Genomic DNA, 13,720 nt, shown 5'->3' with positions numbered 1-13,720 from the left:
CTGCTCGGAGAGGCTGAGGCTGGAGCCGTCGACGGTGAGCAGGCGATACGGTTGCCCATGCTCATGTCGGGTCTTGGCGCCCTGCACCCGGAACACGGTGCTACCGGCACGATCGAGCAGGGCGCGTCCGGGTTCGATGGCGATTCCGATTTCCGCGCGGCGCAGCCGGTCCGCGAGCCCGCCGTGATCGAGGATCGCGGCGAGCATGGCGGGACCGGGGTCGGGGAAGTGGTAGGGGTAGTACGACTCGATCCTCTTGCCGGAGTGGAACCAGCGGCGGTCGACCCGGCCCCGGAACTCCGTCCAGGCGGTCTCGGGGACATAGTCCACGCCGAAGCCGCCGCCGATCGAGATGGTATCGGCCGGATGACCCGAGGCGCGGGCCGCCAGACAGCGGTCGACCAGTTCGGCGGCCAGGTCGGCGCGGGGGATGGGGTCGTAGCCGGACAGGTGGAAGCTGAAGCCCGACAGTTGGATCGAGGGGTGGTCGCCGGCGGCGCGGACCGTCTGGTCGAGTTCGTCCGGTGTCATCCCGAAGCGGCTGGTCGAGGCGGTCGGCAGCACCCGCAGCAGTACCCGCACCGGAATGTGCAGGGCCGCGAGCCGGCGGAGTTCACCGGGAGCGTCCAGGGCGATCAGCGCACCGTGTCGCGCGGCCAACCACAGCAGGTCGTCGGATTTCTCCGGGCCGGTCACCATGAGGTCCGCGCCGCGCACCCCCTGTGCCAGGGCCGCCGTGAGCTCTCCGATACCGGCGACATCTATTCCTGCCCCGTGCTCGGCGCAGGCGCGGGACACGCAATGGGCCTTGTTCGCCTTCTTGCCGAAATAGACGGTCCCACAGACGCCCGCGGCCGCGAACGTCCGGTGGAAACCGCGGATATTACGGCCGACCCGCGGCGGATACATCAGATGAAACGGACCGCCCACCGCGAAGGCGATATCGCCCAGCAGGTTGGGGTCGTCGAAGGCGCGCCGTTCCCAGGCGTCGCGGTGTGCGGGCAGCGGGAGGGCCACGGTTTCGGTGCGTTCCGACCGGAGGGAGGACGAGACACTCGGCTGTGCGGGATTTTCGCCGAGGGGTGTGCCCTCGCACGGCAGGCGGCCGGCGCCGTCGGTGGATACCGCCTCGGTCCGGCTCAATCCCACAGCGCTACCTCCGTGCCCCGGCCCTCGGCGACGGCACGTTCGGCGAGGGCATGCGCGACCGCGATATCGGTGAGAACCAGGCCGCTGTTGTAGACGAAGATCCGTTCGTCCTCATGGCGCCGGGCCACTGCTCGGCGGGCGAGGATCTGCGGGAGTTCGGCGTCCACACCGCGCAGGACACCCTGCTCGTCGGCCATGTCGGTGCCGGTCAGCGCCATTTGCGCCGCGCTGGTGGCGATCACGCGGTCGGCGTTGTGCAAGGTGGAGGGGGCCAGCCCGTAGCCGACGAGCACCGTCACCGCGCCCGGTTTCAGGTCGGCCGATTCCACGGCGACCTCGGTGCCGGGGCCGGCGGTGGCCAGGATGACATCGGCGGTGCGGGCCGCGGCGTGGGGATCGTCGACGGTTTGCAGCACCGCGTGTGGCCGGTGGCGGGACAGTTCCCGGTGTACCGCTTCGATGCCTTCGGGATGGGTGCCGAACAGCATGAGCTTGCGCAGTTGCGGGTTGGCGGCGAGCAGATGCGGCAGGGCGTTGCGCCCCTGGGTTCCGGTGCCGATGAGCAGCGCGCTGTCCGCTTCCCGGCGCACGGTCTCGCGGACGAGCAGGGCCGAGACCGCGGGGGTGCGCAGCGCGCCCACCCGCGCGCAGTCCATCATGGCGATGGGGGCGCCGGTGGTGTCGTCGTAGAGCGTGATGGTGGTGTAGTAGCGCTTGGTGCTGCGGTCGTGTCCGGGATCGAACTTGTAGGAGGTCTTCATGGCGACCACCCGGCGCCAGCCGTCGCGTCCGAGCATGGCGTAGGCCACCGACCAGCCATCGGGGTTGGCGACACTGAGTTTGCGCGGGTTGTCCGAATCACCACCGGCGAAGGCGATATACGCATCCTCCACCGCGCGCACCACTTCCGCCGGGGAGATGGGAACATCGGCGAGATCGCTGCGGCTCAGCACCCGCAGGGGGGTCGTCCGGTCACGTGTGCTCAACGGATCCTCGATCATCTGTGCCGTCCCGCTGTGTCTGTGCCGCGGCCGTTTCCGGCCGGGCCGCCCCGAAGGGGGCGACGATCTGCTGACCGTATCCATTCTCCGCGGATTCAGTTGGGCGGCGCCGGCGTTCGGGTAGCCGGATGTTCACTCGTTTCAGCCAGCGATCGGTGCCGTCATAGCGCGCGGTGAACGGGACCCGCCCGTGGACGGCGACGTCGTTGTCGACGAGCAGCAGTTCACCGGGTTCCAGGGCGGCCAGGACGCATACCCGCTCCAGTTCGTTTTCCAAATGCGTGTAGGCGGCGCGGAATTCGGGGTCGGCCTCGGCGAGCGGGGTGTAGGCGGGATCGAAGCGGAGGGTGAGATCGTACGGGACGGTATCGGTGTCGAGTTCTTCGCTTTCCGACCAGATGGTGGGCACGGGTAGGGCGGCGGCCCGGTCGAATTCGGAACCATAGGAGACATCGGGCAGGATCGGCAGGGTGGGGGTGCCGAGGAGTCGGCGCTGTCGGGTATCGAGTTCCACGTGCCGCACCGACGAGACGGTGGTGCCGACGCGGTCGGGGTTGCGCAGGCAGGCGAGCATCAGCAGATTGGCGCGCCGCGGGTGGAACGCGTCCTCGGTATGCGGGCTGAGCAGTGTTTTACTGCTCGCTCCGGACTGTTCGTCCTCGTGACCGACGGCGGGGATGATGTTGTTGACCAGGCGACCGTCCTGCTGACCCCGCCAGCCGAATGGTTCGCCCGCGAGCGTGGCCAACAGCAGCATGGCGATATCGAGTGGGAACGAGCACGACCGGCGGTCCGGATCGCCGCTCCACCGCGCGGCCGTCCGCCAGTCGGGCGGGGTCGGGCCGCATTCGTCGTCGGTCAGGGGAAGTCTGCGCACCACCGCGGCGCCCGCGGCGGTGGCCGGCGGTCGCATGGCCCGCCGTACCTCGGTAGGGAGTTCGCCCGCGCGCGCGGTGATCCGGTCGATCAGCGCGGGATCGGTCAGGGTGCGGGCGGTCTCGCCGGGGGCGGAGCCGAATGTGACCGCGATCTCATGCGCCAGTTCGCGGACGGCGTGTCCGGCGGCGGGGGACAGCTCGCGGTACTCGATACTGTGTGGGTGAAGCGTTTTACGTTCGGGGAGAACGCTTTTCACCAGATATTCCCTTCTTCGCATCGGGTCGAAAAGCGGGTGGCGACGATTCGATCTGCGAAGCTAATGCTTCTGTTCAGCTGGGGCAAGGCTTACCTAAGTACCGCGTGGCGATAGCGATGCAGCATAGCTGGGAACGTATGCAGGTGATCGGGTGCGCGGTGGTTTCGGCGTGCTGCCTCACCGTGAGATAGAACACGATCAGGTTAGCCTGCCCTATGCCGTGCGCCAAACACTGGGATGACGCGAGAAGCAAGGCACCCCAACGGATTCGGTCGACGCGCGACAGGGCGCCGTGGGAGTTCCGGGGGACGAGCGGCGGTTCGTGGGCCTTCAGAGACTGTTGGCGAGCAGGGCGTACTGGGCCGCGACCTTCTGCCGTACCTCGGTCTCGTTATCGCTGGACACCGTGGCCACATAACGCTTGTACGACACGAAGCAGCGGTACCGGTAATGGCGCTGCGGGTCGCCCTTGTCGTTGAGCCGCAGGCATGTCGCGCCGGGTACGTCGCTGGGGGCGGTGTGTTCGTCGTAATGGTCGCCCGCGGTATCAATCAGGCCCCGGAGCAGCCGGTCGGCGCCCGCCGCGTCCCGGGTCCGGGTGACCGAGCTGTTGTCGATCAGCGCGATCTTCTCGAAACCCGACTCCTCGAGCAGGCGTCGCCGTTCGAGCTGCCGGTCCGCGGTGTGGACCATGTAGGTGGGACCGTAGACGGCGAAGTTCTTCGGATCGGGGATGCGCCCGCTGCGGTCGGCCACTACAACTCTGGCGAGCAGGTTCTCCGGATCCACCTCCAGCGCGTCGAGTTCGTCGATCGGGGTGGGGCGGAACCCGCGCAGTCGGTCGAGCGCGGCGGTGAAGGTCTTGTCGACCCAGTCGACCAGATCGGCGCTGTCGGCCTTCGGCCGCTGGATGAACAGCGAGACCACGAATTCCTCGTGCGCGAGGAACGCGCCGACCGTCGGGATACCGGGCCGCCAGTGGACGTACGCATCGGGGTGCTCGTCCGATCGAAGTTTGCGGTTCTCGCTCGACACCCCGATATCGGCGTCCTCGAGTTCTCGCGCCGCCGTGCGCGCACTGTCGGTGTCGGGGAAGCGGAGCAGCACCGTGGTGACCGCGGTGGCGTCGGGCCCGGGACGCGACTGGCCTTCCGGATCCGGCCGGTCGGCGCCGCTGGTCGCGTAGCCGACCACCATCTTGCGGTTCTCCAACACCGGTTTGGAGACATTGGCGAGGAATCCGAGCGCGGACTTCGGATCGGGTATCAGCATGCTGCCGCGGCCGTAATCGAGCGAGGGATCGACATTCACCGCCGGGGCAAGGGCCTCCGACATCCGGATGCCCTCCAGCGCCGGCCCGCTGTTACCCGCGTCCTGCGAATAGGTGTACCGATCGACGGGGAAATCACCGACGGCCAGGGACCGCACATCTATTTCTGCGGCGGTGGGGGTACCCGCCACCGAACCGCATCCGGACAGAGTGCCCATCAGGACCACGGCCGCCGCGGCGGCGATGGTGCGCGATGTCCGAAACATGAGGCCCCTCGCTCCTCTCGAGACTGCCCACGAAATTACCCGACCGGAACCGAGATGGGGAACGGTTGCCGCAATGGCGTGCAATACCCTGGTCGGGTGGCGACGAACCGGTACCGCGATCACGGCGGAGGCCGATTCCGGTGAGGGATCGGCAGGTCGAGGTCGTCGCCGGGAGCCACGTTCTGGCGCGGGTCGCGGGCGTGGTGGTGCTGGTCGCCCACCGGGAGTCGGGGCGCCCGAACCCGGAATCCACGGCCGTGGCGGCATTGGAGGCCCTGGTGGGAGTGGTCCGCGAGGTTCTCGCCCAGGGACCGGGCAATCCCGGGGAGCTCATCGTCCGGGCCGTGACCCGCTGGCTGATGAGGGATGCCGAGCGGATCAGTCCGGGGCGGCCCATCGATTTCGGCATCCTGGCGGCTGCCGGTCCGGGGCGGCTGACGGTCTTTCTGCACGGGGCGGTCACCGCAGTGTGCACCGGAGAGCGGGTAGAGCGCTATCGCGGCCGGGAGGCCCTGTTCACCGTCGACCGTTCCGTGGACACACCGGCCCACGCGGCGGCCCTGTTCGTCGACGATGCCGCGGGCGGCGTCCCCGAGCTGCCGGCCGAACGCGGAATCGGCTGGTTGGTGGAGGGAATCGCGCAGGGTGGCGGAGTGATCGTCTGGTCGGATACGGCGCTATACCGGCGCGGTTCGGCGATGGTCGCAGCGACCGCCGAGGACGAAGCCGGCGCCGAGCCGGCATCCACCGTGCCCGGCGACCGGGAGCAGCCCCTGCGACCGGCCCCGGTCGAACAGGGAAATTCGGCACCCGTGCAACCGATGCGGGCCGCCGATACTCCCATCGCGCCGACCGCCATACCCACCCTCGAGCCGCACGAGGCCACCGACGACGTCCCTGACCTGCACCGGGCCGCCACCGAGCAGGCCAACAGCCTGCCCTCCCCGCGACCGGCCCCGAATACGCCGGCGGTCGACCCGGAACTGCGGCGACGCACCGAGGCCACCGCGAAGGGCACCGCCCTGACCGCGAAGGTGCTGGGTTTCAAATGTGCCCGCGCGCATCCCAGCGATCCGCGCTCGGCATTCTGCACCGTCTGCGGTATCCCGGTCGACCAGACTCAGCCGCTGATCGAGGTGGTGCGCCCGCCGCTGGGCATGCTCGTCTTCGACGACGGCACGTCCTACCCGATCGTCGGTGACACTGTGCTCGGCCGCGATCCCGAACATTCCGAGCAGGCGCGGCGCGGACTCGTACCGCTGCGGGTACCGGACACCTCCGGCGGAATGTCGCGGGCGCATGCCGAACTACTATTGGTCAACTGGGATGTGACCCTGGTGGACCGGGGTTCGACCAACGGCACGCATACCCGGCTGCCCGGGTACCCCGCCTGGGTGCGGCTCCTGCCCAATCGGCCGATGGTGCTGGTGCCGGGCACCGAGGTGTCGATCGGCAACCGGGTGCTGCGCTTCGAGCCGGCCGCGCCACCGCCGTTCGGCTGACCGACCGGGCGGGGCGAACCCGGTTCGTGGTCAGTCGGAATACCGGGACATGCACGTGGTCTCGCCGTTGAGGACGCCCGCCCGGAACGCGTCCACCCGGGCGAAACCGCTCGGCACGGTTCGCCCCCCGATATCGCTGGCCGCCAGACCGTCGGTGAGCAGACCCGACACCGCCTCGTCCAGATCGCCCGCCGCCAGGGTGATATCGCCTCGGTCCCGGCCGGGTTCGGCCAGTTTCGCCGTCACCACCCCGGACAGGCAGGCCGCGCGGAGGCCGGCCTTGGCGCCGACCAGGTCCTGTCCCTGACTGTGCTGGACGGCCAGCGCGTAGCGGGCGATGAACACCACATAGCCGTTGTAATCGCCGTCCACCTCGAGCGGCAGCGGGTCGTCGGGATCGGTATCGGAGTCGCCGCGGGCGGCGAGTGCGTCGACATCGGTGGCGATGGTATTGGTTGCCGGGCAGTAGGAAACCGGTCGGGTGCTCACACCATCGGCGCAGTCGACGGTCGAACCGTTGTAGCTGTAGGTCGGGCTCTTCTGGAGCGGGAGGATCGCGTCCAGGGCCTTGCCGAGCTCGACCAGTGCCTCCTTGGTGATGGGGTATTCGCCCCCGCCCGGATCATTGCGGAAGCTCTGGGGGAGATCACCGCGTCGCTGCTCGATCTCGGCCATATCGATGCCCTTGCATGCCCGGGGACCGTCGGTGAAACCGATCTGCACGGCGGTGACCCGTTCGAAGGCCGAACCGTGCACGCTCTCCGGGTCGTCCGGGTCGGAATCGCGAATGGCGACGGTGGCGGCGAGCACCGAGTTCAGGCCGTCGGAGGTGTTGATGGTGAAATGCTTCGATCCACCTTCGGCCACATGGCGGATGAACGCCCCTGCGAAACAGTCGGCCTGCTGTTCCTTGACGATCACCGGTTCGTCCCGATCGACGATCTTGGCCATGGTCTGGATGGCGTGCCCGTATTCGTGGGCCAGCACCATCACCACCGACATCTGTCCGAAGGTCTCCGACATGGCGGGCAACAGCAGCGCCCGGTCCCAGCCTATGGAATTGTCCAGCCGACAGTAGCCGGCATTGACCAGCCGATGGGTCGACTCGGTGCAGAACTCGATGGACTTCTCGCGGGGAGCCTTGGCGCTCCAGGAGATCAGCTTGTCCACCGGCCGGAATTCACCGTCGAACTCCTGGCCGAAGTGGTCACGCCAGTATTCCTGGATGTCCTCGACGGCATTGAGGGCCAGGGTGTCGACCTCCCCGCCGTCGGAGTTGAGCGCGGTCAGTGAACTGTCCTCGGCGTCGGGTCGGGGACCGTTCGGGCCGCTGGTGGTGGGCAGCCCGGCCACCTTGAACGGATCGTCGTAGACGGATACCGCGCGGCCGTCCACCGATCGGGTGCATCCCGCGGCCAGGGCCAGGGCACACAGCAGAGCGGCGATGATCGCGGTGGCACGGAGTTGCGGCATGAACTCCCCCTCGTCGGCCCCTGGGGGCGTCTGGCGTGGCTCTCCGGAACGAGCGGTGGGCGCCACGAGGCAGTCGGTCGCGCATGACCGCCGAGGGCGTCCGCTCATGTCGAATGGACGCGGCCCGGACTTCACACCGAAACCAGGGGCACCTCCCATGTCCCGATAATCGAATAGTATCCGCTGCATGTCTTCACCGGGGGCACGCACCATCACGGTGCGTCATGACGGAACCGAACGTGTCTTCGATTCGAGCCAACGGGTCACCTTGGGGCGCGCTCCCGAGGTGACCTTGTTCGTCGACAGTCCGCTGGTCTCGCGTGTTCACGCCACACTCGCCTGGCGGTCGGGGGCGTGGGTGCTCACCGACAACGGCAGCACCAATGGCGTTTTCGTCGACGCGCGGCGGGTGACCCAACCCGTGCAGATCGATCGCCCGACCCAGGTTCGGCTCGGCGACGCGCTCAGCGGTCCGCTGCTGTCGCTCGTACCGGCCGGCGTGCCGCAGACACCGCAACAGCACGCGAGCGGGCCCGCTCCGCAGACCCGTCCCCCGATCCCGCAGCAGCGACCGACCGGACCGCAGCCCCCATCCCCGCACGCCGGTCCCGGTGTCGGACCACCGGGAGGCCACGCCCCACAGCAGCACGGCCGGCCATCGCACGCCGGCCACCGGCCGCCCGGTCCGCCCCCGACACCGCACAGCCGGCCGATTCCGTCGCACAGCGGCCCCCGCCCCCAGCCGCCGCACAGCGGTCCGCAGCCCACTTCACAGTCGTCGCCGCCCACCATGAACATGACGGCCAAGGCGAGCGTCGCGGCCGTACCGCCGGTGCGGGCCAGGGCGGGTACCGAACCCATCGCCCGCGCCGACCGGCTTCCGCCCGGCGGACTGGCCATAGGCCGTACCGCGGACAACCAGATCGTCGTCAACGATCCGCTCGCCTCCCGCAAACACGCCCGGCTCGTCGCCGGCCCCGAGGGTCTCACCATCGAGGATCTCGGCTCCGCCAACGGCACCTTCGTCAACGGGCTCCGGCAGCAGCGGACGGTCCTGCACGAACGCGACATCATCACCATCGGCAATATCGACTTCGAGGTGCACCAGGGCACCCTGGTGCACCGGCAGCGCCCGGTCGCCGAACAGGGTCTGCAGGTGCACGGGGTCGGGTTCACCGTCGAGGGCAACAAACACCTGCTCGTCGACGTCAATATGCAGGCCGGGCGCGGCACCCTCACGGCGCTGATCGGTCCGTCCGGCGCGGGTAAGTCCACGCTGTCCAGGCTGGCCGCGGGGACGACCCAACCCTCCGGCGGTGTGGTCACCTTCGAGGGCCGCAATCTGCACGCCGAATACGAGGCGCTGCGCTCCCGAATAGGTATGGTGCCGCAGGACGATGTACTGCACCGCCAGCTCACCGTGCGCCAGGCCCTCGGCTACGCGGCCCAGCTGCGGCTGCCGCCGGATACCACCAAGGTCGACCGGCAGCAGGTGATCGACGGTGTGCTGCGGGAGCTCTCGCTCACCGAGCACGCGAACACCCGGGTCGACCGGTTGTCCGGCGGTCAGCGCAAACGCGCGTCGGTGGCACTGGAACTGCTCACCGGCCCGTCGCTGCTGATCCTCGACGAGCCCACCTCGGGGCTGGACCCGGCGCTGGACCGTCAGGTCATGATGATGCTGCGGGAACTCGCCGACGCCGGCCGGGTGGTGATCGTGGTGACCCACTCGGTGGCCTGCCTGGACATGTGCGATCAGGTGGTGCTGCTGGCCCCCGGCGGTAAAACCGCGTACGCGGGCAATCCCGCCGGTGTGGAAGCGGCGTTGGGCACCGGCGATTGGGCGAAGATCTTCGCCGATGTGGCGGCCAACCCGGATCAGGCGTTCGCCGCCTACCGGGCGCGGCAGGCCAACGCGGTGCCGCCCGCGCCGCCGGCCCGACCGCCCGGCAGTGCGGGCTCGCCGCCCAAATCCAGCCGTTGGAAACAGTTCTCCACGCTGTCGCGGCGACAGCTGCGGCTGGTCCTCGCCGACCGCGGTTATCTGGCGTTCCTGATCCTGCTGCCGTTCGTGCTGGGGGCCCTGACCCTGGTCGTCCCGGGGGACAACGGGCTCACGCGCGGACCGTTCACGCAGACCGACGACGGCTCCTTCGTCCCCACCGGCGGCAGCGAAAGCCAGCAGCTGCTGGTGGTGCTCATCCTGGGGGCCTGTTTCATGGGGTCCACGCTGACCGTGCGCGATCTGGTCGGCGAACGCACCATCTTCCACCGGGAGCGCGCCGTCGGGCTGCACCCGTCGTCGTATCTGCTGGCCAAGGTCGTGGTGTTCAGCGTTTTCGCGCTGCTGCAGTCGGCTGTACTGGTCGGATTCGTCCTCCTCGGCAAGAAGCCGCCGGGCGAAGGTGTGATGCTCATCTCCGGGTCCGCCGAGCTGTACATCGATATCGCGGTCACGGCGGTGTCCTGCGTGGTGCTCGGGCTGTTGCTGTCGAGTCTGGCCAGGTCCAACGAGCAGGTGATGCCGCTGTTGGTGGTGGCGATCATGTGCCAGTTGGTGATGGCGGGCGGCATGATCCCGGTCACCGGACGGGTGGTGCTCGAGCAGCTGTCCTGGTTGTTCCCGGCCCGCTGGGGCTATGCCGCGGGCGCGTCGACGGTGAACATTCGCGAACTGTTCATCCAGGCCCAGCCGGATTCGCTGTGGGAACACAGCAAGGACGTCTGGACGCTGGACCTCGGCGTGTTGGCCGCGCTCACCCTGGTGATGGCCGTACTCACCTGGTATCGCCTGCGGCTGAAGAAGTCGGCCGCGTGAGCATGATGATCGGGCGAGAGCAGGGCGATGCGCGCGAGTCCGTGGGGGCGGCGAGCGTGTCGCGCGCACACCAGGCACACTGATGCCTGTGACGGTGCGAGTAGGGGCAATACATCTCGGGTGGGATGTGGTGTCCGTGGCCGCGGGCGGTGGTGGGATGCCCATCCGTCCGGTGCAGGTCGAGGGTAGCTACACCACCCCGGCATATCTGTTGGCCGATTCCTCCGGGCGGCTGCACACCGCCGGCGTGGACCGGCGGCCCGATCTGGGGCTGGCCATCTCGGATGTCCGCGACATTCTCGGACATGCGCAGATCATCGTCGCGGGGGCGACCTGGCCCGCCGAGTTGGTGTTCCGTGCCCGGCTGTACAACCCGCTCGCCGCCGTGGGTGCCTACCTGCGAGGCAAACCCGACCTGCTCGCTCTGCCGTACCCGGACGGATGGCCGGACGAGAAGGTGGACCTCTACTGCGCGCTGGTAGAGCAGCTCGGCGTCGCGGTCGAGCCGATCCCGGAATCCATCGCGCTGTCGGGGTATATGCGGGCGTTGGGTCTGGTGCGGGCGCCGGACAGGCAGGTGCCGAACGGAATCGGCGCGACCGGGGTGTACAGCGACGGGCGCACCGTGCTGGTGGTCGCCGTACACGGGGACGACGAACAGCCCACCGCGTCGATGGAGTTGGAGCTGGATCCCGACGCCGCCCGGGAGACGCGGGTCGCCGACGATACGGTGATCGAGGTGATGGCCGCCGCGCGCCAGATCGGGGCGGACACCTCCAGCGTGCTGTTCGCCGGGAACGCCAGCGGCAACGAACGGCTGAAGTTCGCGTTCCGAAACCATCTGGGCCAGCGGTTCCACGCCGCCGACCACCCCATCCACGCGCTGGTTCTCGGCGCCACTCACCTGCTGCTCAGCGAAAACGCCGCCGAACCGTCGTCGAACGGCCGCCACGCGGAGCCGGAGCCGCCGCGGTATCCCGGTCCCCCCTCCCCGGCGCCGATGACGCGTCCTCCGGCGCCTCCGCAGGGCACGGCGCCACCCGCTCCTCCCGGGGCCCCGGGACCTTATCCGTCCGGCGTGGGACCGCAGTACCACGCGCCGGGTCCCGTACCACCCCATGCGGGGCCGCCGGCACAGCAGGGGCCCGAGCCCGGCCGGCCACCGATCGGCCCGGGCGGGTATTCCCCTCGCCCTCCGGCCGGTCCGGAGGCGGCGTCGGGTGACGATATGACCGTTCGAACGAGTTTCATGGACGCGTCCGCCGGCCGGCCTCCCCATACCGGGGAACGCGGTGAAGATCCACGCGGACACGCCGGGTCCACCGCCGACGAACAGTCGCAGCACGGGGGCAAGATCTGGGGCAAGATGAAGGACAACCTGTTCGGTGCCCATACGGTGGTCGGCGCGGTGGCCCTCGCGGTGATGGCCCTGCCGTCCCAGGGCGTGTTCGTCGCTCCGACGGGTGTGCACACCGAACTCGGGTCCGCCGTGGTCGAACCCGATCGGGTCGTATCCCCGGGTATCACGCCGGCCGGCTGTTCCCTCGCCCCGCGGGTGATGATCGACCCCCGTGACGATACCGCCGCCGGCGGCGATATCGTCACGACCGACCGCGAAGGCCCGGCCGAATTCGGTCCGGCCGCCGACGATACCGAGCGCTCGGCCCACCAGGCCGCTCGTCCCGACGCGACGGCCGCTCGTGACGGTGCGGCGCAGGGATGTCGGGAAGCGGAGATCGATAACCTCCGCTACCTCATACCCGGCCCGCCGGGCGCGGTCGATCCCGGTCCGCCGATCGATATCTAGCCGGCTCGCGGGTTCGCCGAGCACGGGTTTCGTCGCGCCGCGGCCGATGCCGTGGCACGCGGACGCGGGCGCGTACTCGGGTGTGATCCACGACTGGTATCGTGGCCTGCCGGTGTGTGGAGCAGTCGAGGCCCGGGTCTCAACCGGCCGCCGGGATCACCTCGACCACACATCGGGCCGGCAGCACCGACGACAGACAGGGAAACACTGTGCCTACGTACAGCCCGAAGGCCGGTGACGTGACCCGCAAGTGGTACGTCATCGACGCCACTGACGTAGTGCTCGGCCGTCTTGCCGTCCAGGCAGCGAATCTGCTGCGTGGCAAGCACAAGCCGACCTACGCCCCGCACGTGGATGGTGGCGATTTCGTCATCATCGTCAACGCCGACAAGGTTGCCGTCAGCGGCAACAAGAAGCAGGACAAGCTCATCCACCGTCACTCCGGGCATCCCGGCGGCCTGAAGTCCCGCACTGTCGGGCAGGTGCTGGAAACCCGGCCGGAGCGCCTGGTGGAGAAGGCCGTCAAGGGCATGATCCCCAAGAACAAGCTCGGTAACTCCATTGCCGGCAAGCTGAAGGTCTACGCGGGACCGACCCATCCGCACGCGGCGCAGCAGCCCGTTCCGTTCGAGATCAAGCAGGTGGCCCAGTGACCGCTCCCGAGGAATACAACGAGTACGACGAGGCGGTTGTCGAGGACGCCGCCGCCGAGGTCCTCACCGACGGTGAAGGCTACGCCGAGGAGTACACCGCCTACGCGGCCCCGGCTCCGATCGACCGTCCGGTGCAGGCCGTCGGCCGTCGCAAGGAGGCCGTGGTCCGGGTGCGGCTGGTGCCCGGTTCGGGCAACTTCGTGCTCAACGGCCGGTCCATCGAGGACTACTTCCCGAACAAGGTGCACCAGCAGCTGGTCAAGTCGCCGCTGGTGACCGTCGAGCGCACCGAGACCTACGATGTGCTCGCCCGCCTGCACGGCGGCGGCCCGTCCGGGCAGGCCGGCGCGCTGCGCCTGGCCATCGCCCGCGCGCTGATCGTGGCCACTCCCGAGGATCGCCCCGCGCTCAAGCGCGCCGGGTTCCTCACCCGTGACCCGCGTGCCACCGAGCGTAAGAAGTACGGCCTCAAGAAGGCGCGCAAGGCGCCTCAGTACTCGAAGCGCTGATTTCGGCTTTGCCGCTGTCGCCGTTCCACCGGCCGTGCCCTTCCGGGGGTGGCGTGTGGGTCCGGCGGCAGCCGCCATGAGAGCAGGCAGCCGGCTGGAGCCGGTTGCCTGCTCTCATGCTATGGAACCGGTAGCCG

At 69.1% G+C, this 13,720-nt stretch carries 10 protein-coding genes; 5 read left to right on the top strand and 5 right to left on the bottom strand.

From position 1 onward, the window contains the following. From ON20_RS21305 to ON20_RS21290, 4 genes are all read right to left on the bottom strand, one after another. A partial coding sequence (locus tag ON20_RS21305; RefSeq protein ID WP_245547370.1) for an alanine racemase occupies window positions 1-1,149 on the bottom strand: 1,149 nt, incomplete at its 3' end. Next, window positions 1,140-2,150: an ornithine cyclodeaminase family protein gene (locus ON20_RS21300; protein WP_174361914.1), complete on the bottom strand. Its 1,011-nt coding sequence runs from the start codon at window positions 2,148-2,150 to the stop codon at window positions 1,140-1,142. The genes ON20_RS21300 and ON20_RS21305, both read right to left, overlap by 10 nt. Next, window positions 2,122-3,285: a TauD/TfdA family dioxygenase gene (locus ON20_RS21295; protein ID WP_040838001.1), complete on the bottom strand. Its 1,164-nt coding sequence runs from the start codon at window positions 3,283-3,285 to the stop codon at window positions 2,122-2,124. Before ON20_RS21295 ends, ON20_RS21300 begins: the two co-directional genes overlap by 29 nt. 330 nt (window positions 3,286-3,615) lie before the next feature. Beyond that, window positions 3,616-4,821, bottom strand: coding sequence for a DUF7373 family lipoprotein (locus ON20_RS21290; protein WP_040837965.1), 1,206 nt, complete (start codon window positions 4,819-4,821; stop codon window positions 3,616-3,618). Window positions 4,822-4,961: 140 nt separating this feature from the next. On the opposite strand from ON20_RS21290, the gene ON20_RS21285 reads away from it, so the two are divergent. Beyond that, window positions 4,962-6,323, top strand: coding sequence for an FHA domain-containing protein (locus tag ON20_RS21285; RefSeq protein ID WP_040837964.1), 1,362 nt, complete (start codon window positions 4,962-4,964; stop codon window positions 6,321-6,323). A 30-nt stretch (window positions 6,324-6,353) separates the two neighbouring features. Here the strand turns inward: ON20_RS21285 and ON20_RS21280 are convergent, their stop codons facing one another. Beyond that, entirely contained in the window at window positions 6,354-7,796 is a 1,443-nt protein-coding gene (locus ON20_RS21280) for a neutral zinc metallopeptidase (RefSeq protein ID WP_040837963.1), read from the bottom strand. A gap of 187 nt (window positions 7,797-7,983) precedes the next feature. On the opposite strand from ON20_RS21280, the gene ON20_RS21275 reads away from it, so the two are divergent. The 4 genes from ON20_RS21275 to rpsI all read left to right on the top strand — a co-directional run bounded on the left by ON20_RS21275 (window position 7,984) and on the right by rpsI (window position 13,583). Beyond that, the gene (locus tag ON20_RS21275; RefSeq protein WP_040837962.1) at window positions 7,984-10,614 is read left to right on the top strand and encodes an FHA domain-containing protein; all 2,631 of its coding nucleotides are present in this window, start codon (window positions 7,984-7,986) and stop codon (window positions 10,612-10,614) included. An 82-nt stretch (window positions 10,615-10,696) separates the two neighbouring features. Continuing rightward, a complete protein-coding gene (locus ON20_RS37655) occupies window positions 10,697-12,421 on the top strand; it encodes a hypothetical protein (protein WP_040837959.1) in 1,725 nt (574 codons plus the stop codon). Between the two features lie 209 nt (window positions 12,422-12,630). Then, on the top strand, window positions 12,631-13,074 hold the full coding sequence (gene rplM, locus ON20_RS21265) for a 50S ribosomal protein L13 (protein ID WP_040838000.1): 444 nt from the start codon (window positions 12,631-12,633) through the stop codon (window positions 13,072-13,074). Continuing rightward, a complete protein-coding gene (rpsI, locus tag ON20_RS21260) occupies window positions 13,071-13,583 on the top strand; it encodes a 30S ribosomal protein S9 (protein WP_040837957.1) in 513 nt (170 codons plus the stop codon). Before rplM ends, rpsI begins: the two co-directional genes overlap by 4 nt. Window positions 13,584-13,720 lie beyond the last annotated feature (137 nt).

The organism is Nocardia brevicatena NBRC 12119 (assembly GCF_000308495.1).
Lineage (GTDB): Bacteria > Actinomycetota > Actinomycetes > Mycobacteriales > Mycobacteriaceae > Nocardia > Nocardia brevicatena.
This window is presented reverse-complemented; position numbering and strand designations above follow the sequence as displayed.

Bases quoted from the DNA above. Each gene is read 5' to 3' on its own strand.
- ON20_RS21290 (WP_040837965.1), bottom strand. From the start codon at position 4,821: ATGTTTCGGACATCGCGCACCATCGCCGCCGCGGCGGCCGTGGTCCTG.
- ON20_RS21280 (WP_040837963.1), bottom strand. From the start codon at position 7,796: ATGCCGCAACTCCGTGCCACCGCGATCATCGCCGCTCTGCTGTGTGCC.
- ON20_RS37655 (WP_040837959.1), top strand. From the start codon at position 10,697: ATGCCTGTGACGGTGCGAGTAGGGGCAATACATCTCGGGTGGGATGTG.
- ON20_RS21300 (WP_174361914.1), bottom strand. From the start codon at position 2,150: ATGATCGAGGATCCGTTGAGCACACGTGACCGGACGACCCCCCTGCGG.
- ON20_RS21275 (WP_040837962.1), top strand. From the start codon at position 7,984: ATGTCTTCACCGGGGGCACGCACCATCACGGTGCGTCATGACGGAACC.